This window comes from Shinella sp. GW821-FHT11G07 (assembly GCF_058808115.1).
The window spans coordinates 236,749-257,169 of the sequence record NZ_JBXARJ010000009.1 but is presented as its reverse complement, the minus strand read 5'-3'; the positions used below and the strand labels follow the sequence as shown (position 1 = coordinate 257,169).

The window sequence follows — 20,421 nt, the reverse complement described above, 5'->3', positions numbered from 1 at the left end:
TCAGGCGTTGAGCATTTCGCGTGCGATGATGATTTGCTGGATCTGCGACGTGCCCTCGTAGAGCCGGAACAGCCGCACGTCGCGATAGAAGCGTTCCACTGCATAGTCCTGCATGTAACCGGCGCCGCCGTGGATCTGCACCGCCCGGTCGGCAACACGCCCCACCATTTCCGAACAGAACAGTTTGGCGCTCGCCGCCTGCTGGACGACCCGCTCGCCCCTGTCGAACTGGCGGGCGGCCTCCAGCACCATGGCGCGTCCGGCAAAGGTTTCCGTCGAACTGTCGGCAAGCATGGCCTGGATGAGCTGGTGTTCCGCAATGGGTTTGCCGAATTGGACACGCTCGCGCGCAAAACGCACGGCCTCGTCGCACAGTCGCTCCGCAGCCCCCACGCAGACCGCCGAGATATGCAGGCGGCCACGATTGAGCACCTTCATCGCCGTCTTGAAGCCCAAGCCCTCCGTGCCGCCAATCACGCTGTCGGCCGCAATCCGGCAATTGTCGAAGATGACGTCGCAGGTGCGGGTACCGCGCTGCCCCATCTTCTTGTCAATCGGGCCGAGGCTTAGGCCCGGACTGTCTTTCGTCACGAGGAAGGCACTCACGCCTGCCGGCCCGGGGCCGCCGGTACGCGCCATGACGGTGAAGACATCGGCCACCGGGGCGTTGGTGATGTAGCGCTTGGTGCCGTTGAGCACGTAGTGGTCGCCGTCCCGCCGCGCCGTGGTTTTCACGGAACCAGCATCCGAGCCGACATCCGGCTCGGTCAGCGCGAAGGAGCCGATGACCTCGCCCGTCGCCATGCGTGGCAGCCAGTAGTGTTTCTGCGCCTCGGTGCCGTCGACGATGATGCCATGCGAGCCGATGCCGTTGTTGGTGCCGATGACGGAGCGGAAGGCGGGAGAGGCATAACCGAGTTCGAAGGCGACGAGCACTTCCTCCTCCATCGTCAGGCCAAGCCCGCCAAAATCTTCCGGAATGGACATGCCGAAGAGGCCGAGCCCACGCATGTCCTCGATGATTTCAGAAGGAACGGCGTTTTCGTCTTCGACACGCGCCTCGGCCGGCAAGAGGCGTTCGCGCACGAACCGGCGCACCACCTCAACCAGGGCGTTCAGCACTTCGGCGTCCCGGATCATCGCAATTCTTCCTCTTTGGCGGCTCACGAAAATTTCTGTTGCATCCAAAGGCTGGCACAGCTTAGTGTGCCATTCAACAGAAATCGGAATTTATTTCCATAAACGAAAAATCGGCGCCCGAGACCTACGACGCGGCTCCCCTGTGAACCCGAGGATACGAATGGCACGTCAGATACCGCTCGCACCGTCCGCGCCCTGGTTCCGGCTGGAGCTGGAGGAAGCGGACTGGAGCGAGGAACAGGCCCAGGACCTCGTCCACTGGTATGGCCAGATGCTGCTGATCCGCCGCTTCGAGGAAAAGCTGCTCGATCTGGAAAAGGCCGGCCTTATCCACGGTCCGGCGCATGCCAGCATCGGCCAGGAAGCGGGTGCCGTCGGCGCGATGTCGGCGCTCGGCACCGACGACAAGATCAACGGCACGCACCGCGCCCACCACCAGGTGCTGCTGAAACTGCTTAATCCTTCGGTCCCGGACGGCTTCGACATCCGCAAGGACGCCTTCACACCCGGCATGGACGATGCGATCTACCGCTTCATGGCGGAGATCATGGGTCTGACGCCCGGCTATTGCGGCGGCCGCGGCGGCTCCATGCACATGCGGTTTTCCGGTGCGGGCGTCGTCGGCACCTCGGCCATCGTCGGCGGTAACCCGCCGCATGCGGCAGGCTATGCGCTCGCCGACAAGATGCTCGGCCGCGACCACATCTCCGTCGCCTTCTTCGGCGATGGCGCAGCCCAGAACGGCGCCAGCTACGAGGCGATGAACATCGCCGCCGCGCAGAACCTGCCGGTGATCTTCTTCATCGAGAACAACCTCTACGGCGTCGCCACCCATATTTCCGACGTGACGCGCGAGACGCGGCTGTCGTCGCGTGGCGCGATGCTCGGCATCGCCGCGATCGAATGCGACGGCATGGACGTCGTCGCCGTTCACCGGGCGATGGTCGAAGCCCGCCGCATCATCCGCGAGACGGGTGGCCCGGTGGTTGTCGAAGCGCTCTGTTACCGCCATTTTCACCAGTCCGGCTCCCGCACTGGCAGCGACTTCGGCTATCGCACGAAGGAAGAAGAGACCGCATGGCGCGAGCGTGACCCGATCGCACTCGCCGAAGCCCGCCTGACAGCGCTCGGCCTCCTCTCCGCCGAGGACCTTGCGCATATCGACGCGCTGGTGAGCGACCGGGTCGCATCCGCCGCGGCACGGTTGACCGAGCCGGTTCCCGGCGGCAATGCGCTCAGGATTCCGGAGCGCCTCTGGCCCGATCCGGCGACGCGCGACCATGGCATTCTCGGAGACCTCTCCGAACTGTCCGGCAAACGCATGCTCGACCACGACGACATGCGGCCCGGTGCCACCGAGAAGGTGAAGTTCGTCACCGCCGCCTCCGAGACGCTGGCGGCCGCGATGGCGCGTGACCCGCGCATCATCGTCATGGGCGAGGATGCCCACCAGATGCGCGGCGGCGTCAGCGGCTTCACCAAGGGTGTGTTGGAGCGCTGGCCCGAGCGCGTCCTGCCGATGTCGATCGCGGAAAACGGGTTTACGGGCGTGGCGCTAGGTGCAGCGCTCAACGGGCTGCGGCCGGTGGTCGAGATCATGTTCGGCGATTTCTGTTTCACCGCCGCCGACCAGATCGCCAATGGCGTCGGCAAGGTGCGCCACATGTTCGGCGACGGTTTTCCCGTGCCGATCGTCATGCGCGTGCGCATCTCGCCGCACACCGGCTACGGTTCGCAGCACTCCGGCGATCCGTCCTCGCTGTTCGGCATGTTCCCCGGCTGGCGCATCGTCACGCCGTCGAACGCCTTCGACTATATCGGCCTGATGAATTCCGCCCTCGCCTGCGACGACCCCGTCGTCGTGTTCGAGCATACGGAGCTCTACCAGAAGGAATTCGACGTCCCGCGTGGCGACCGAGAGTTCTGCATGCCCTTCGGCTCGGCGCGCATCGTGCGCCCCGGTAGCGCCTGCACGGTGCTCGCGACCTCCGTCATGGTCCAGAACGCCGTCAAGGCGGCCGAGGAGGCGGGGATCGATGCCGAGGTCATCGACCTGCGCAACATCGATCATCATGGCATCGACTGGACGCTGATCGGCAACTCCATCGACAAGACCGGCCGGGTGGTCATCGCCGAGCAGACTGCGCGCAGCCTGTCGATGGGCGGCACCTGGGCGGCGGAGATCCAGGAGCGCTTCTTCGACTGTCTCGATCACGAAATCCTGCGCGTGACCGGAGGGCTTGCCGCCCCCACGGTTTCGGCCGCCCTCAACCGTGCTGCACTGGCGACGGTTGCCGATGTGCGGGACGCATTGCTCAGAATTGCGGAATAACAAGTGGAACGGGCATCCGCGGCCCATCAAACTGGAGGTATAAACCGATGAAACGACTTCTTCTGCCGAAATCCAGACTGGCCTTCCTCGCCCTCGCTCTCTCGGCCAGCGCGCTCGGCGGGCTCATGCAGCCCGCAGCCGCCGAGGAGCGTGCGCTCGTCATCGCCCGCGACATGGACGTCAACTCGCTCGACCCGGCGCGCGCCTGGTGCGACACCTGCCAGATCTACAACACGTCCGTCTACGAGCAGCTCGTCACGCTCGACAAGGACAACAAGGTGCAGCCGTTGATCGCCTCGAGCTGGGAGGTCAACAAGGAACAGACCCAACTGACCTTCAAGCTCGACCCGGCGGCGAAATTCTCCGACGGTTCGCCCGTGGAGGCGAAGGATGTGAAATGGTCGTTCGAGCGACTGAAGAACATCAAGGGCAACGGCGCCTTCATTGCCGACCCGATCAGCTCCATCGACATTCCCGATGCACAGACGGTCATCGTCAAGCTCGCCGCGCCGAACTCTGAATTCCTCAACCAGGCGGCCGCGGGCTTCCTTGGCATCATCAACAGTGACGTCGCTGGCGCCAACGGTGCGCTCGCCGACGCGACGGCCGTCGACAAGGACACCTCGGAAAACTGGTTCCTCGCCAACTCCGCCGGCAGCGGGCCGTTCGTTCTCGAATCCTACGAGCCGAACGCGGAACTGCGCCTGAAGCGCAACGAAAACTACTGGCGCAAGGCCCCGACGATCCCGCAGGTCGTCTTCCGCCAGGTCAAGGATGCCGTGGCGCAGGCGCAGATGCTGCAGTCGGGTTCGGCCGACATCGCCATGCAGATCGACCCGGAAACCGCCAAGACGCTCGAAGGCAGCGACATCGTGGTGGAGAAGGTGCCCTCCTATAACTTCGTCTACATTTCCCTCTCGCCGGGAGCGAAGGCCAACACCGTCAAGCTGACGCCCGAGGTGCGTGAAGCCATCTCGATCGCCATCGACCGGACATCGCTGATCGACTTCACCGTCGGCGGCGCCGGCCGTGCGATCGCCACGCCCATTCCGCTCGGCTTCCCGGGTGGTGATGGTCACGAGATTCCCGCCTATAACCCGGATCGCGCCAAGGAGCTGCTTGCCGCGGCCGGTGCCGGCGATGGCTTCACGCTGAAGTCAATCTACCCGGACATGAACGTCTACGGCGTCGACTTCTCGCTGATGATGCAGAAGATCCAGCAGGACCTGGCGAAGGTCGGCATCACGGTGGAACTCTCGCCGGTTCCCTTCGCCAACTGGCGTGAAGCGGCCAATGGTGACCATATTCCGCTAACCGCCGTCTTCTTCGCCCCCGACTTCTTCGGCACCTCGCAATATGTCGACGTCTTCGGCCTGTCTGAAGGCTCCGTCTGGGCGAAACGCGCCGGCGGCGAGACCGATCCGTCGATCATCAACCCGCAAACCGGCAAGCTGCGCGAACAGGCGCTTGCCGCCGCCACGCCGGAAGAGGCGGAAAGGTTGTGGTTCGAGGCCGGTGAGCAGATGGCGAAGGCCCGGATCATCATTCCGATGGTCAGCCCGGACCTCATCCTGGCGCATAGCCCAAGCGTCAAGGGCGTTCGCTACAGCGCCTGCTGCAACCTGCCACTCGCCGAAATCTCGAACTGATCGCCCTATCGGGAGAGGCGCAAATGCCTCTCCCGCCAAGAAAGGAACGCAAGATGACAGCGAGACTGCTCAACAGCCGCGACGCGGAACTTCTGGAACGCGCCCAGCGCGTCGTTCCGAACGGCGTCTGGGGACATATGGCGACCCGGGCGATCGCGCCGGGCTATCCCCAGTTCTTCTCGCGCTCGCAAGGGTGCCGGGTGTGGGATGCCGACGGCAACGAATATATCGACTTCATGTGCGCCTGGGGGCCGAACGTGCTCGGCTATCGCCATCCCGAAGTGGAGGCCGCAGCTCTTGCCCGCATCGACCAGGGCGATATCGGCAACGGCCCGACGGACACGATGGTCGAGCTCGCCGAACTGCTCGTCGATACGCTTGACCACGCCGACTGGACACTCTTCCAGAAGAACGGCACGGATGCGACGACGGTCTGCGTCACCGTCGCGCGTGCCTCCACCGGCCGCCGCAAGATCCTCGTCGCCCATGGCGCCTATCATGGGGCCGTTCCGTGGTGTTCACCGTCACTCATAGGTGTGACGACGGAGGATCGCGCCCATCTCATCCTCTTCGACTACAACAATATCGAAAGCCTCGACGCCGCCGTCGATGCGGCCGGCGATGATCTCGCGGGCATTCTGCTCACCGCCTTCCAACACGATGTCGGCAAGGACCAGCACCTGCCGGAGGCCGACTTCCTCGCCCATGCCCGCGCCGTCTGCGACCGCACGGGTGCCGCCCTCATTCTCGACGATGTGCGCGCGGGCTTCCGCCTCGACGTGCGGGGAAGCTGGGCACGCTACGGCGTGAAGCCGGACCTCGCGGCCTATTCGAAATCGATTGCCAACGGCTGGCCGCTCGCCGCTGTCGCGGGTGCGGACCGGTTCCGGGAGGGCGCCGGCAAGATCTTCACCACGGGTTCCTTCTGGTATGGCTCCGCCGCCATGGCTGCGGCCGTCGCCACAATCCAGATCCTGCGCAACAGCGACGCGCTCGCCCATACCGAAGCGATGGGCAGCCGGTTCCGCGACGGTCTTGCGACGATCTCCGCCCGCCATGGCTTCACGCTCCGCCAGACGGGTCCGGTGCAAATGCCCATGGTCCTCTTCGACGGGGACCAGGATCTCAGGATCGGCAACGCCTTCTGCGTGGCGGCCCTGCGCCATGGCATCTACCTTCACCCGAAGCACAACATGTTCCTGTGCGCCGCGCATACCGCGGAAGACATCGACAAGGCGCTGGACGCCGCCGACGGCGCCTTCGCCGACATCGTCTCCGCCGGCATCCTCGCGGCCTGAGCGACGCTGCTTTTCAAAGCCTGCACGCCGCCCATGGGCGGCGTGCAAGGGCGCTTGATCATATGCTTTTCAGGGAGGACGGATCATGTCTTACACGGACCAGATCTTCACAGACTATCACCGGCGCGTGAAAGAGCTCGAGGCCAGCGACAACCCGTTCGCCAAAGGCATCGCCTATATCGCAGGCGAATACGTGCCGCTCAACGAGGCGCGCATTCCGATCCTCGACCAGGGTTTTTTGCATTCCGACCTGACCTATGACGTACCCGCCGTCTGGAACGGCCGGTTCTTCCGCCTCGACGATCACCTCGACCGGTTCGAGAAGAGCTGTGCACAACTGCGTCTGAAAAGCCCGCTGCCGCGGCAGGAAATCCATGACCGGCTCGTCGAAATGGTGGCGAAGAGCGGCATCCGAGACGCCTATGTCATGCTGATCGTGACGCGCGGCCTGCGGTTCGTGCGCCAGTATGCGCCGGAGGAGTGCGACAATTTCTGCTACCTCATGGTCATGCCCTATCTCTGGGTGATGGACGAGGCGACGCAGAAGACCGGCGGCACCGCCGTCATCACCCGCACGGTGCGCCGCGTGCCGCCAGGCGCAATCGACCCCACCGTCAAGAACCTGCAATGGGGCGATTTCACCCGCGGCCTGCTGGAGGCACGCGATCGCGGCGCCATGTACCCGATCCTGACCGACGGAGACGCAAACCTCACCGAAGGCTCCGGCTTCAACGTCATCCTGATCAAGGACGGCAGGCTTTACACGCCGAAAAAGGGAGTGCTGGAGGGGGTCACACGCAAGTCGGTGCTCGCCATCGCCGAAGCGCTCGGCTATCCCTACACGATCGACGACGTACCGGTGGAACTCGCCTACCAGTGCGACGAAATCCTGTTCGTAACAACCGCCGGCGGCGTCATGCCGATCACGACGCTCGACGGCCAGCCGGTCGGCGACGGCAATGTCGGCCCCATCAGCAAGGCCCTCTGGAAGGGGTACTGGGATGCTCATGCTGATCCCTCGGTAAGTTTTGCAGTCCACTACTGAGTGGGCTGTTTACAGGATCGCCATACGTTCCACGCAAGAGGCTTCGACATACGCCGGCTGACGGCCCCGTGGAGTGTGTTTCACTTCCGTGGGGTCGATTTTCGCTCTAATTGCGAGGACATAAGAATGGTTTTCACTTCACTCCAACCGCAACGAACTCCAGGACCACGAGCGTGACCAGCGAAGCGCCGGATAGCACCAGCAGCACGAACGCCGCGAAGCGCAAGGTTTGCGCCGAGAGTGCCGGGGACCAGCGACTGACCAGATAGGTCGAGACCAGGACGGCTGGCAACCCGGCGCCCCCCCACAGAAGCGCATGAGGCGGCCAATCACCGTGTGCCGCTACAAGGCCGAGGCGGAACAAGGAGTTGAGCGAGAAGATCTCCACCAGCGTCTCGCGAGCCACCCGGTGCGGCAGGGGCTGGCGGTAGAATTGGAGGACCAGCGGCGGCCCCGCCGTGGAGAAGAGGCCGCCCATCAGACCGCCGAACGAACATGAAAACAGGCGCGCCCGACGGCTGCACCAATGGCAACGGTCGCCGGATCAATGGAGGCTCGACGCGACGATGGCAAAGCCGAGAATGAGACGCAGCACCGACAGCGACGACGACGCCAGCAGCGTCAGTAGGCTGTAGCCGACAACGATCATAGGCAGGGTAACGGCAAGCGACAGAAGGAACGGCCTTGCCGCGATATCCCGCCAGCCTCTTGCCAGCTGGCCCCCATCTCATCCGTCTTATCCACGGTGTGGCCCCTTGACTTGAGCAGTAGCTTTGTCATTTCGGCGATCATCACAGCTAGCCGTTAAAACGACGTCAACGTTACAGCACCGATGAATGCGCTGCGCAAGGACGAGCCCTTGCGACATGGGGACGGCGCCATCGGAGTAACACGTTTCATCAACAGGCAGTTCGGTATGTATCTGCGACGTCTGAAGCAGCACCGACAAGCCCATTGCGCAACCATCGTAGCTTTCGCAGCAAGGCCATCAGAAGCCACGTTCGGCGTCGCTTTTCCAGCGGACGGAGCGGGTCTCCCATGGCTGGATGATCGCGTGTTCCACGACCAGCATGACGCCGACAAAAGCGATGGAATACGCGATCACGTGGGCGGTCTGGAACTGCTGGAAATACAGATGGATGCGAAAGCCGATGCCACTGGAGCGGCCCAGGAATTCGACGACAAGAACGATTTTCCAGATGACAGCGACACCATTGCGCGCGGCCACCGCCAGCCATGGCCCCAGTTGCGGCAGGACGAGATGGCGAAATCGCTCGCCGCGCGACAGCCTTGAGACGAATGCCAGATCATCCAGCGCCGGATCGAAGGACCGCACGCCCTGCCGCACCGTGATCAGAACCATCGCCGTCTTGTTGAGCGTGACGGCGACGATCGCCGCAAGCTCGTTGAGCCCGATCCAGAGATAGCAGAGCACGATCAGAACAAGTGCCGGCAGGTTCAGGAAGATCGTCACCCATGGATCGACCCAGCGGTCGAGCACCCGGTACCGCCCCAGGAGGAAGCCGAGCAGGCAACCCGCCGCCATTGCGAGGCTGAACGCGACCGCCACGCGCAGCAGCGTTGCCAACAGCGCCCGCGGCAGCCGCCCGGCGACAAGCTCCGACCAGAAGACATGCGCCACATCGATCGGCCCCGGGAGGACGGTCGGATCGGCTTTGACGGCCGAGAGCGCTGCCCAGAACAATCCGAACAGGCCGAGGGATAGAAGGAACACACCTCCTTGGAGACGACCTTCGAGGCTCTTTAGCGACATGCGAATTCTCCCGGACAGATCATAGCCGTGGAGGCGCCCGCCCGATCCGCGACCTTGGTCGTATGGCGACCTTTGCGCTGACGCAGTGAAATCGGGGCTGGAGGATTGCGCCATGAGACGACGCCTGGCCCTGCTGAGCATTCTCGTTTTCGGCATGCTTGTCTGCGCTCACATCGCCGCGGCGGCACCGCTCGATCGCGACGCGCTTGCGGACATGATTGTGCCGCCTTACGTGCTGGGCGAGCCGGTGAACGAGAACGGCGTGTGGACGCTGTTGAATTCCGGCGGTGCGGAGGCCGGCTATGTCTTCGAGACCGGGGCGCTTGCGCCGCTTCCGGGCTTCTCCGGCGCGCCCATCAACATGCTTGTAACGATCGATCGGGATGGTCGCTTTCTCGATGTGCGCCTCATCGCCCATAACGAGCCGATCTTCGTGTCCGGCCTCGGGCAAGCGCCGCTGCGCGCCTTCCTCGAACAATATCGCGGGCACTCGATCCGCGAAGCACTCGTCGTCGGTACGCCTTATGGCGCGGCGTCGGGTGGCTCCGACCTCGTCTATCTCGATGGGGTAACCAAGGCCACGGCCTCCGTTCGCATTGCCCATGAATCGATCCTCGCCGCGACGCTCGCCGTCGCGCGCGAAAAGATGCAAGGCGTAGCAAGCGGCCCACCGGTGCATCCCGATCCGTCGGTCGACGAAAAACTCGATTGGGCGGCGCTTGTCGAACGAGGGCTGGCGAGAAACCTGAAGATTACGAATGCCGAGCTCGACAGCGGCTTCAAAGGGACGATCTGGGTCCACGACGACCCCGAGGCGGCGGATGATCCGCAGGGCCTCTTCCTCGATCTCTGGGCGTTGGATATCGGCCCTCCCTCTGTCGCCCGGGCAGTCCTGAGCGAGGAGAGTTTCACCGACCTCCAGCGCCTGCTGCGCGTATCGCCCGACGACGAGCCCATCCTTGTCATCGACCGGGGCCGCCACGGGCTCGTTTCCGAGGATTTCGTGCGCAACACCGCGCCGGACAGGCTTTCGGCCATGCAGGATGGCCTGCCCGTCGCGCTGCGCGATGCCGACATGACGGTCGACGTCAGACGGGACGTGCCGCAGGGAACGACGATGATCCTGAGAACAGACCGCCGCCTCGGCTTTGATCCCACGCGTGAGTGGACATTGTCGGCGCAGGCCGTGCGCGCCCACGGCATGCTGAAGCCGGAAATGGGGTCTGCCCACTTTCCACTCGTCTTGAAGGCGGACGCCGCTTTCTATGTCCGCCCGGAACTGTCGATTGCGCTGCCGCCTTGGCAGGCGGCCATCGTCGACCGGAGATGGGACCTTGCAGGATTGGGCCTGCTGCTTGCCGGGTTGCTCGGCGGCGTCGGCCCCGGCATGCAGCGGCTCGCCGCGCCGGCTGTATTGCGTCCCGCGCGGCTCGCCTTCCTGGCCGTCATGCTGGTCTTCGTCGGCTGGTGGGGCCAGGGCCAGCTTTCCATCGTCACACCGCTCGCGGCGCTTCGGGCTGCAAATGGCGGTGGCAGTCTGGCGGTCCTGCTGTACGATCCCTTCTCCCTCCTGATCTGGGGCGCTGCCACTGTCAGTTTCGTGCTGTGGGGACGGGGCCTGTTCTGCGGCTGGCTCTGCCCGTTCGGCGCCATGCAGGAATTCGCCCACCATGCCGGCCGCCTCCTGCGGCTGCCGCAATGGAACCCTTCCCCCATGTGGGACAGGCGGCTGAAGACTGGCGCGTGGCTCTCCCTCGCCGGGTTGGTCGCCGTCACCTTCCTTGCGCCCGACAAGATCGAGACCGCCGCCGAGATCGAGCCCTTCAAGACTGCGGTTACCACGCTCTTCCAGCGGGAGTGGTATTATGTCGCCTATGCCGTCTTCTGGCTCGTCCTCGCGGCGACGACCTTCAAGGGCTTTTGCCGCTACGTCTGCCCGCTTGGCGCGGTCATGGCCCTGGGCGGGATGTTGCGCACGCGTAGCTGGATACCGCGCCGAGCGGAATGCGGCTCGCCCTGCCAGCTGTGCCGGGTGCGGTGTCCTTACGGTGCCATTCGCAAAAACGGCAACATCGCCTACAGCGAATGCTTCCAGTGCCTCGATTGCGTTTCGATCCACGATGATGCGACGCAATGTGTGCCGCTGGTGCTGGCGAACCGCAAACGCGCACCGGCTCGAGCACAGGACAAGGTGGAGATACCGGCATGAAACGGCGACGCTTCCTGTTCATTGCCGCGGCGGCGGCCTTTCCGGCTGCCGCCCGCGCTGCGGTCACGACCTGGCAGGCAGATATGTTCGGCGGCACCGTGCGCGTGGACCTACGTGGCCCGCATGGCCTTGCGCAGACCGTGTCTGGAACGATCGGTGACACAATCGCCGAGATCGAGGCCGCCGCCAGCCTGTTCAAGACCGGCTCTGCCCTCAACAGGCTGAACGCCGCGGGTCATCTCGACGATCCACCGCCTGCGCTTCTCGACCTGCTTCGCCTGTCCGGCGAGATATATAAGGCGACGGGCGGGCGGTTCGATTCGACCGTGCAGCCGCTCTGGCGCGCACTTGCCGAGGGCCGCAATATCGCGCAGGCACAGACCGCCATTGGCTGGGAACGGGTGCATATAGGCCCGCCCGTCCGGCTGGACGACGGGCAGGCGCTGACCTTCAATGGCATCGCACAGGGTTATGCGGCTGATCGAGTACGAACGCTGCTTCAGGAAGCAGGCTACGGCCAGGCGCTGGTGGAAATGGGGGAGTTCGCTGCCATTGGCGGGCCGTTCAGGGTCTCCGTGGAGGACCCGGCATTGGGCCAGATCGCTACCCGCCGCCTTGTCGGCAACGCCATCGCAACGTCCAGTCCCTCGGCCATGATGTTGGGTGCCGGTTTCCACATTCTTGGCCCGCATGGCGAACGGGTTCGCTGGTCGACCATATCGGTGGAAGCGGAAAGCGCCGCGATGGCCGATGGCCTTTCCACCGCCTTCTGCCTGATGCCGGCAGACGAAATCCGCGCGGCGCTGGCGCAGGCAACGGGCGTGGCCCGCGTAACGGCGGTAGACCTCGCCGGCGACGTCTCTACTTTCTAAAGCTATCGCTGCGGCGGCGTGAAGGTCAGGCCGTGCTCGGCGAAGATGCGCGCGATCTCTCCACTGGCAAGCGCGCTGTCGATCGCCTCGTCGATGGCGTAGGCGAGGTCCTTGTGCTGGAAATTCACACCGACACCGATGGTCCAGCTGCTTCGCGCAAAACCGACGAGCGGTGGGGAATGCGCCTTCAACCCAAGTCCCGGATGGCGGGCAAGCCCCACCTCCAACTCGGCGCGCGGTCCCATCGCCGCCTTGGTGTCTCCTGCAGCAAGGCCATCCACCGCCGCCTCGGTCGAGCGATAGCGATGGATTTTGTCGACAGGGCCGATCAGTGAGGTGAGATAAAAATCGGCAATCGAGTCGTTCTCCACGGCAACCGGATCGAACCGGAAGACCGGCGGTGTCGGACCCTTCTCCTCATAGTCGGAAGCGCGATAGGCGATTGCGATGTTTTCGCTCGCATATTGCCCGGTGAAGGTGACCTGCTCGATTCGGCAGACAAGGGCGCTATCATAGGGTACGTGCAACATCGCGTCGCTGACGCGGCCACCGACGACGGCGCCCCTCCAGACATAGTTCAGAAGATCCGCTTCGAGATTTTCGCCGGCCGCGACGAGGCGGAACCTCGCCTCGACGCCTAGAGCCTTGGCGACCAGCCTGCCGATGTCAACATCCACGCCGACCGCCATGCCCTTCTCCTCGTAGGACCAGGGGGCATAGTTCTCGTAGACGGCAAATTCGATCCAGCCGTCCTCGATGATCTGGTCGAATTTGCGCCCGACATCCTGCGCGAAGGTATTCTGTGGCTTGGCCTGTGGCACGTAGTCTTCACAACGCGCAAAGGCACCGCCCGGAAGGGCGATGCCGATTGCAAGGGCCAGAAGGGTGCGGCACATCATGGCCGTCTTACTGCGATGCGGAAAGGCCGACCGTCAGCACCTCCGCCGCCTTCTTCCAGCTTTCGGGCTTTTCCGAGAGAACCCGCGCGGCCTCGAAGGTAACGCTGTCGGCTACGGGTGCGCCGGAGGCGGTCTTCACGTCGGTGGAAATGGTCTCCAGTTCCTTTTTCAGCGCTGCTGTATCCGCAACCTTGCCGCTGCCGAGTTCGTCCCGGATTTCGTGCAGACGGGCTGAATGAGCGTCGAGTGCGCCGTCTTCCGGCCGCGTTTCCACATAGGTGCGGATGGCCCAGGCCGCCTTCTGGCCAAGAATGTCGCCGAAGCCCGGCATCTTCGTCGTGCCATCCTGGGTGTAGCCGTGGCGGAAGCGTTCAACGAACCATTCGTCACCGACCTCCTCCGCCTCGAGGAAGCGCAGGTCCGGCGCAAGACCGCCCGATACGGCGCCAAGGCCATGACAGCGTGCGCAGTTCTGATTGTACCCCGAGGAGCCGATCTCGACAGCCTTCAACCAGACCTCATGGCCGGCTTTCGCCTCGCGATAGGGGTTTTCGGTCAACCACTCGTCGCCCACTTCCGGCAGCGCATCGGTGTTGACGGGTTGCGGCGCGACATCGCCGTGAGCGATCACCAGACTTGTCGTCGCCATGAGGATGACTGCAGCGATCCCGCCGCGAATGATATTGGCCGACATACGGTCCTCCGTCCATTTCCAGCTGCGTTTTTGTACGGCAGCTGGGACGGGGCAGGCTATGGGACCTAGGTCGCGACGCCCTATGGCACCAAGGTCGTATTTCGAGCCCCCCGACATGCCGCCATCCTGATTTCGGGAGGACGCGACATGAGTGAAAGGGTCAAAGCTTGGCGGGGAGGCATATGCTTTGCCGTCGCGTTAGCCTGTTGGGGGCCATCGGCCTCAGCCGAGATCGCGATACCGATGACCTATCTCCGGCAGGAGGCGGAGCTGCCGCCGGTGCTCTCCAATCTCGATCCTATCCCGGAGGACCGTGGCATTGCCGGGGCGGAGGTGGCGCTCACCGACACCAAGACCACTGGCAGCTTCATGGGCCACGACTTCAGCCTCGCGTTCGTTTCGGTCGAGCCCGGCGGTGATTTCCTCGATGCCGCCCGCAAGGCACTTGCCGCCTCCAGGATCGTCTTCGTCGATGGATCGCCAGAAGAGATCCTCTCTATCGCCGACCTGCCCGACGCCCGGGACGCGCTTCTGTTCAATGTCGCATCGGGGGCGCGGCGCCTGCGTGATGCCGATTGCCGCACGAATGTCCTGCACACCATGGCGGAAGACGCCATGCGCACCGATGCGCTGATGCAGATGCTGAAGGCGCGACGCTGGACACGCACGGTGCTGGTTGTCGGGCCAAAGCCGGAAGACCAGGCCTTTGCCGAGACGCTACGCGCCTCCGCCCAGAAATTCGGCGTCGAGATCCTCGCCTCCAAGGACTGGACCTTCGACACGGACCTGCGACGGGCCGCAGGGCAGGAAATCCCGCTCTTCACGCAGGACTTTCCCGACCACGACGTTCTTCTGATCGCCGACGAGGCCGACGACTTCGCCCGCTATGTGCAGGACAATACCTGGCTGCCCCGCCCGGTGGCCGGCTCGGACGGCCTACGAGGCGAAGGCTGGGCGCCGGTACTGGAACAGTGGGCCGCCGTGCAGCTCCAGAACCGTTTCGAAAAGGCGGCGGGACGCGAGATGAGTTCGCGCGACTATGCCGCCTGGACGGCGTTGCGCACCATCGGCGAAGCCGTCACACGCACCAATTCCGCCGACCCGACCGTGCTTCGCGACTTCATCCTTTCGGACAAATTTGCGCTCGACGGTTTCAAGGGCCGCAGCCTCACCTATCGCGGCTGGAATGGCCAACTGCGCCAGCCGATGGCGGTCGTCAACGCCCGCGCGCTTGTCGAACTCGCGCCGCTCGAGGGCTACCTGCACCAGACCAATGAAATGGACACGCTGGGCCTTGACCGGCCCGAAAGCACCTGCACTGCCTTTGGAGGATGAGATGAGATTTCCGGCCCTGCTGATCGCGCCCGTGCTGGCCGCATTGCCCCTTCAGGCGATTGCCGGTGAAATCTGGGTGACGAACGAAAAGGACGACACCATTTCCGTTATCGACACGGAGAAGCTGGAGGTCGTTCGCACCATCAAGACCGGCGAGCGGCCACGCGGCATCACCTTCAACTCCGACCATAGCCGCGTCTATATCTGCGCGTCCGACAGCGACACGGTCCAGGTCATGGATCCAGCGACCGGCGAGGTGCTGCACGACCTGCCGTCGGGAGAGGATCCCGAGCAGTTCGTGCTTGCCCCCGACGACAGGCATTTGTGGATCGCCAACGAAGACGATGCGGTGACGACTGTCGTGGACGTCGAGACCCGCAAGGTCGTGGCGCAGATCAATGTCGGCATCGAGCCAGAGGGCATGGCGGTTTCGCCCGACGGCAAGATCGTCATCACCACGTCGGAAACGACGAATATGGCGCACTGGATCGATACCGACACCAAGAAGATTTTTGCCAACACGCTGGTCGATTCCCGTCCCCGCCATGCCGAATTCGCCAAGGGCGGGACGGAGCTTTGGGTCTCCTCGGAAATCGGCGGCACGATCACGGTGTTCGACGTGGCGACGCAGGCGGAAAAGGCCAAGATCCGCTTCGAGATCACCGGTGTCAACGCCGACCTCGTCCAGCCGGTCGGCTTCGAATTCACGCCCGACGGCAAGACCGCCTTCGTCGCGCTCGGCCCGGCAAACCATGTCGCCGTGATCGACGCCGATACGCTCGAGGTCAAGAACTATGTCCTCGTTGGTCGGCGGGTCTGGCATCTCGCCTTCTCGCCCGATCACAAGCAGCTCTTCACCACGAACGGCGTCTCCGGCGACGTGACCGTCATCGACGTCGCCTCGCTGGAACCCACGAAATCCATCAAGGTCGGCCGCTTCCCCTGGGGCGCGGCGAGCCGGCCGTAGCAGTGAAAGAGGAGAACAAGATGAAAAGAGCTATCCTGGCAGCCGTAGCGCTAGCCGCCCTGCCGTTCGTAGCGCTGGCCGATGACGATGATGACGCCAAGCCGGAAGCCGGCATGGGGCTTGCCGGTCTCCTTTCGAAATCCAATCGCGAAAAACTGCCCGATCTCACCCTCTCGGCCGGCCAGCCGGTATCAAGCGGCCCGCTGACGCTGAAATCCGGCAAATATTACACGCTGGAGATCAAGGCGGACGGCAGCCAGGAGCTGGCGCTCGAGGGGGCCGGCTTCTTCCGCGCCATCTGGGTCAACGAGATCGTCATCGAAGGCATCGAGATCCGGCCGCTCGGCGTCGATTCCATCGAATTCGACGAGGCCGGCGAGGCGGAAATCAGCTTCATCGCCATCAAGCCGGGCAGCTACCAGCTCAAGGTGCCCGGCAGCACCGGCGATACGCAACAGGTCTCGATCACCATAGAATGAGCAGAACATGAGCGGCTTGACGGTAGAGGATATCAGCCACGACTGGGGTGCACGGCCTGCACTCAATGGCGTCTCCTTTTGCGTCGAGCGTGGCCGCTTCTGTGCCCTGCTCGGGCCGAATGGCGCCGGAAAATCGACGCTGTTCGGTATGCTTACCCGGCTCTTCGTGCCGCGGACCGGTCGCATCGGCATCGCCGGTCATGACTTGGCGCAAGCGCCGCGCGCAGCACTTTCCCGCATGGGCGTGGTGTTCCAGGCCTCAACGCTTGATCCGGACCTCACCGTCAAGCGCAACCTGCTTTATTTCGCCGCCCTGCACGGGCTTTCGGGACGGGAGGCTGAGGCGCGCGCCATGGCGGCGCTCGACCGGCTCGGCATGGCGGAGCGGGCGGGAGAGAAGACCGCGAAACTCAACGGCGGTCACCGTCGACGCATGGAGATCGCCCGCGCGCTCATCCACCGGCCCGAGGTGCTCTTGCTGGACGAGCCGACGGTCGGACTGGACGCAGCCTCACGCGCCGCCATAACGCAGCATGTCCACGATCTTGCGACCGGGGGGCTGACGGTGCTGTGGGCGACCCATCTGGTCGATGAGGTGTGGCCGCAGGATCGCCTCGTCATTCTCCACCGTGGCCGGGTGCTTGCCGATGGCGAGGCCAGCGAGATCGGCGGCGCGGACCTCACCGGCCGCTTTCTTGCGCTCACGGGAGACCAGCCATGATCGTGGAGGCAGGCGTCGGCTTTTTCTCCTCGCACCCTGTCATCGCGCTGCGCGCGATCGTTCACCGGGAAGCGTTGCGATTTCTCGGCCAACGCGGTCGGCTCGTCGCGGCGCTCGTGCGCCCGCTCGTCTGGCTTTTCGTCTTCGCGGCCGGTTTCCGGGCCGCACTCGGCCTCTCGATCACGCCGCCCTACCAGACCTATATCACCTATGAGATCTATATCGTGCCGGGGCTGGTCGGCATGATCCTGCTGTTCAGCGGCATGCAATCCTCGCTGAGCCTCGTCTACGACCGCGAGATGGGATCGATGCGACTGTTGTTGACGGCGCCTTTGCCACGCTGGTGGCTGCTCTTCTGCCGCCTCCTTGCCGGCAGCCTGATAGCGGTGGTGCAAGCCTATGCCTTTCTGGCGATCGCCGCCCTCTACGGCATCCGCTTTCCCTGGGTCGGCTATCTGCTGGCGGCCCCGGCCATGGCCGTTGCGGCCATGATGCTCGGTGCGCTCGGCTTGCTGCTCTCTTCCTTCATCCGGCAGCTGGAGAACTTTGCCGGCGTGATGAACTTCGTCATCTTCCCGATGTTCTTCCTCTCCTCCGCGCTCTATCCGCTGTGGAAGATGGCCGAGGCCTCGCCACGACTGAGGGACTTGTGCGCACTCAATCCCTTTACCCATGCCGTCGAACTCATTCGCTTCGCGCTCTATGCGAAGACAAATCCGACCGCGCTTGTGGTCACGCTCGCCGCTTTCCTCGTCTTCGGCCTTGTCGCTGTCTGGGGTTACGATCCGGCGCGCGGGCTGACGGCGCGAAAGACCTGACCGGGCCAACCTCACCAAGGAAAACTGCCATGCGCCTTGCCACTGTCGCCGCCGGCCTTCTGCTCTCTTTCGCCCAAAACGCCTGGTCTCAAACCGAGACGAATACAGACGGCACGCTCAATCCCGAGGAACTGACACTCAACCGCGTCATGAAGGATGTGATCGAGGGACGCACCAGCATGACCATCTGTGCAACCGGCTACTTCATCACCAAGTCCGGTCGGCACGAAATGGCGCGAGAGCTTTTCGAGCGCTGCGCCGCGGCCGGCTGGACCGGTGCGATGACCTGGATGTCGCAACTCGACGACAACGGGCTCGGCGGCCCGGAAGATCCGGACAGCGCCGCCGAGTGGGACCGCCGGGCGGCGGAAGCGGGCGATCCGATCGGCAAGATGAACTACGGGCTCGACCTGATGCGCGGTCGTGGCGTCGTGGAAAACCAGGCGCTTGGCCGCCAGTATATCGACGATGCGGCCCGCAGCGGCCTAGCCCCGGCCCAGCGCCTGCGGGCGGCCGATTACGATCTCGACGCAGTGACGCCGGACGCCGACAACTGGAAATACGCACCGGGCTTCTGATCCTCCTCGACGACCCGCGCCGGGCGGCCCTCAAGCCGGAGCACGCGGGAGGCGAGCCTCTCGGCTTCGGCCCGCACATGTGTGACAAGAAGAGTGGCGCAGGGCCGCCGTGCGGTAAGCCGCTCGAGCAGGCTCATCATCTCGCAGGCGAGCACCGGATCGAGACTGACGAAGGGTTCGTCCAACAGGAGAAGATCGGGCGCCGACGCGAAAGCCCGCGCCAGCGACAGACGGCGCTGTTGCCCGAGCGACAGCATGCCGGGATAGCGCTCGCCAAGCCCCGCCAACTCCACATCTTCGAGCCAGCGCCTGGCCTCTTCGCGCGAAACGCGCGCGATGATCGTGAGGTTGTCGAGGGCGGTCCGCCACGGTAGGAGAACAGGCTCCTGAAAGACCATTGCGAGCCGCTCTGTCACCTTCCGCCGCCCTGTGAAGCCGCGATCGAGCCCTGCCACGACGCGCAGCAGCGACGTCTTGCCGACACCTGACGGGCCGGTGAGCGCCACCGTCTCGCCCGGCGCCAGCGAAAGCGTCATGGGGCCGAGAACGCCACCCGGCCCGCCGCGCTGGAGATCCAGCCGGAGAACCGGCTCAGCTGCCGGAGTGATGGAAGACGCCATCGGGCAGTTCCTTCAGGTCCCCGACCAGATCGGCGCCGCCGAGTTCCGTCATCAGCTTGAGCAGCCGCGCCGCGGCCACTTCATCCACCGCCCCCTCTCCCGGCGCACCGGCGAGGAACGCCGCCTTTAGCGCTTCGAATTCCGCATCGCTCTCTGCCCGCATCATCGGCCGGATCCGCTCCCAGGCCGCCGGATCGGCGGACAGCTTGTTCTTCGCCTGGCGCGAGGCGGCAGCGATCGCTTCTCCCAGCCCCGGATGGGACTTCAGGACGTCGCCCCGCACCACATACCCGACGAGCGGCGTCTGCGGATCGAGCCCCAGCGCTTCGGCCGCCGTGCCGACGGTAAGCAATGTGCGCATGCCTGCCGCCTGCATGCGCGCGCCAAAGTTCCAAAAATTCAAGGCACCCTGTACCTCTCCGTCAAGCGCGGCCTTGTAGACGAGCGGCGGAGCGCCGAAGACTTGTTCGGTCGTTTCGGCCAGGTCGAAATGCTCAATCTTCTGCGCGTAAGCGCGCAGAATCAGCCAGCTCTTGTCGATCGGGCTTCCGGCGACGCCGATCTTCTGCCCTTTCAGGTCCGCAAGGCTTTTCGCCGCGCTATCCGCCGGCACCATCAGTCCGCCGACGGCGCGCGAATAGGGAATGAAGACAACATCCCGGCCGGCGGCCCGCTCGCGGGCTACCCAGAGCCAGTCGGAAACGATCATGTCCACCTCGCCGCCGACGAGGGCGATCTGCGCCGCAGGAGCGCCGGCGATATCGATCACCTCCATGCGGAAGCCGTTGGCCTCGTCGAAACCGTAGTGGCGGATGGTATCGGCCTCCCAATTCACGGTGCCGGAAAGCTGGAGCGCCGCGCGCAGGACGGGCGTTTCGGCGCGCACCGGCAGGCTGGACAACAACGCCGCAAGCGCCGCGCCGGCGAGCGTCTTAAGGATTGTCATGGCTCTCCTCCCCTTGCTCCCGTGAGCCTATCCGCCGTGCCTGCG

At 64.4% G+C, this 20,421-nt stretch carries 19 protein-coding genes; 12 read left to right on the top strand and 7 right to left on the bottom strand.

Going from position 1 to position 20,421, the window contains the following annotated elements; translation table 11 throughout:
• Positions 1–1,140 carry an acyl-CoA dehydrogenase family protein gene (locus AC1RT2_RS19260; protein ID WP_493104442.1) on the bottom strand — a complete coding sequence of 380 codons (1,140 nt, stop codon included), beginning with the start codon at positions 1,138–1,140 and terminating at the stop codon, positions 1–3.
• 160 nt (positions 1,141–1,300) lie between these two features.
• Between AC1RT2_RS19260 and AC1RT2_RS19255 the strand changes: the two genes are divergently transcribed.
• From AC1RT2_RS19255 to AC1RT2_RS19240, 4 genes are all read left to right on the top strand, one after another.
• The gene (locus tag AC1RT2_RS19255; protein WP_493104440.1) at positions 1,301–3,472 is read left to right on the top strand and encodes an alpha-ketoacid dehydrogenase subunit alpha/beta; all 2,172 of its coding nucleotides are present in this window, start codon (positions 1,301–1,303) and stop codon (positions 3,470–3,472) included.
• 125 nt (positions 3,473–3,597) lie between these two features.
• Entirely contained in the window at positions 3,598–5,121 is a 1,524-nt protein-coding gene (locus AC1RT2_RS19250) for an ABC transporter substrate-binding protein (RefSeq protein WP_493104596.1), read from the top strand.
• 53 nt (positions 5,122–5,174) lie between these two features.
• The gene (locus AC1RT2_RS19245; RefSeq protein ID WP_493104438.1) at positions 5,175–6,419 is read left to right on the top strand and encodes an aminotransferase class III-fold pyridoxal phosphate-dependent enzyme; all 1,245 of its coding nucleotides are present in this window, start codon (positions 5,175–5,177) and stop codon (positions 6,417–6,419) included.
• A gap of 85 nt (positions 6,420–6,504) precedes the next feature.
• Positions 6,505–7,464, top strand: a complete 960-nt coding sequence (locus tag AC1RT2_RS19240; RefSeq protein WP_493104436.1) for an aminotransferase class IV — start codon at positions 6,505–6,507, stop codon at positions 7,462–7,464.
• Positions 7,465–7,597: 133 nt separating this feature from the next.
• Here the strand turns inward: AC1RT2_RS19240 and AC1RT2_RS19235 are convergent, their stop codons facing one another.
• Positions 7,598–7,969, bottom strand: coding sequence for a TSUP family transporter (locus AC1RT2_RS19235; RefSeq protein WP_493104594.1), 372 nt, complete (start codon positions 7,967–7,969; stop codon positions 7,598–7,600).
• A gap of 483 nt (positions 7,970–8,452) precedes the next feature.
• Positions 8,453–9,238: an ABC transporter permease gene (locus tag AC1RT2_RS19230; protein ID WP_493104434.1), complete on the bottom strand. Its 786-nt coding sequence runs from the start codon at positions 9,236–9,238 to the stop codon at positions 8,453–8,455.
• 112 nt (positions 9,239–9,350) lie between these two features.
• On the opposite strand from AC1RT2_RS19230, the gene AC1RT2_RS19225 reads away from it, so the two are divergent.
• On the top strand, positions 9,351–11,447 hold the full coding sequence (locus AC1RT2_RS19225; protein ID WP_493104432.1) for a 4Fe-4S binding protein: 2,097 nt from the start codon (positions 9,351–9,353) through the stop codon (positions 11,445–11,447).
• Positions 11,444–12,319 carry an FAD:protein FMN transferase gene (locus tag AC1RT2_RS19220; RefSeq protein ID WP_493104430.1) on the top strand — a complete coding sequence of 292 codons (876 nt, stop codon included), beginning with the start codon at positions 11,444–11,446 and terminating at the stop codon, positions 12,317–12,319. The genes AC1RT2_RS19225 and AC1RT2_RS19220 overlap by 4 nt, the downstream gene beginning before the upstream one ends.
• A gap of 2 nt (positions 12,320–12,321) precedes the next feature.
• Here AC1RT2_RS19220 and AC1RT2_RS19215 read toward each other — a convergent pair whose 3' ends face one another.
• Positions 12,322–13,218, bottom strand: a complete 897-nt coding sequence (locus AC1RT2_RS19215; protein WP_493104428.1) for a substrate-binding periplasmic protein — start codon at positions 13,216–13,218, stop codon at positions 12,322–12,324.
• Between the two features lie 7 nt (positions 13,219–13,225).
• Complete coding sequence (gene pedF, locus AC1RT2_RS19210) at positions 13,226–13,912, bottom strand: cytochrome c-550 PedF (protein ID WP_493104426.1); 687 nt, start codon at positions 13,910–13,912, stop codon at positions 13,226–13,228.
• A gap of 243 nt (positions 13,913–14,155) precedes the next feature.
• On the opposite strand from pedF, the gene AC1RT2_RS19205 reads away from it, so the two are divergent.
• The 6 genes from AC1RT2_RS19205 to AC1RT2_RS19180 are packed head-to-tail and all read left to right on the top strand — an operon-like array spanning position 14,156 to position 18,810.
• Positions 14,156–15,247 carry an ABC transporter substrate-binding protein gene (locus AC1RT2_RS19205; protein ID WP_493104424.1) on the top strand — a complete coding sequence of 364 codons (1,092 nt, stop codon included), beginning with the start codon at positions 14,156–14,158 and terminating at the stop codon, positions 15,245–15,247.
• 1 nt (position 15,248) lies between these two features.
• A complete protein-coding gene (locus AC1RT2_RS19200) occupies positions 15,249–16,214 on the top strand; it encodes a YVTN family beta-propeller repeat protein (protein ID WP_493104420.1) in 966 nt (321 codons plus the stop codon).
• A 20-nt stretch (positions 16,215–16,234) separates the two neighbouring features.
• Positions 16,235–16,693, top strand: a complete 459-nt coding sequence (locus tag AC1RT2_RS19195; RefSeq protein ID WP_493104418.1) for a cupredoxin domain-containing protein — start codon at positions 16,235–16,237, stop codon at positions 16,691–16,693.
• A 7-nt stretch (positions 16,694–16,700) separates the two neighbouring features.
• Entirely contained in the window at positions 16,701–17,414 is a 714-nt protein-coding gene (locus tag AC1RT2_RS19190) for an ABC transporter ATP-binding protein (RefSeq protein WP_493104416.1), read from the top strand.
• Positions 17,411–18,232, top strand: a complete 822-nt coding sequence (locus tag AC1RT2_RS19185) for an ABC transporter permease (protein WP_493104414.1) — start codon at positions 17,411–17,413, stop codon at positions 18,230–18,232. Before AC1RT2_RS19190 ends, AC1RT2_RS19185 begins: the two co-directional genes overlap by 4 nt.
• A gap of 29 nt (positions 18,233–18,261) precedes the next feature.
• Positions 18,262–18,810, top strand: a complete 549-nt coding sequence (locus AC1RT2_RS19180; RefSeq protein WP_493104412.1) for a tetratricopeptide repeat protein — start codon at positions 18,262–18,264, stop codon at positions 18,808–18,810.
• On the opposite strand, the gene AC1RT2_RS19175 is transcribed toward AC1RT2_RS19180, so the two are convergent.
• Both AC1RT2_RS19175 and AC1RT2_RS19170 read right to left on the bottom strand, forming a co-directional pair.
• Positions 18,750–19,430, bottom strand: a complete 681-nt coding sequence (locus tag AC1RT2_RS19175) for an ABC transporter ATP-binding protein (protein ID WP_493104408.1) — start codon at positions 19,428–19,430, stop codon at positions 18,750–18,752. The genes AC1RT2_RS19180 and AC1RT2_RS19175 overlap by 61 nt on opposite strands.
• Complete coding sequence (locus tag AC1RT2_RS19170) at positions 19,402–20,376, bottom strand: ABC transporter substrate-binding protein (protein ID WP_493104406.1); 975 nt, start codon at positions 20,374–20,376, stop codon at positions 19,402–19,404. Before AC1RT2_RS19170 ends, AC1RT2_RS19175 begins: the two co-directional genes overlap by 29 nt.
• Positions 20,377–20,421 lie beyond the last annotated feature (45 nt).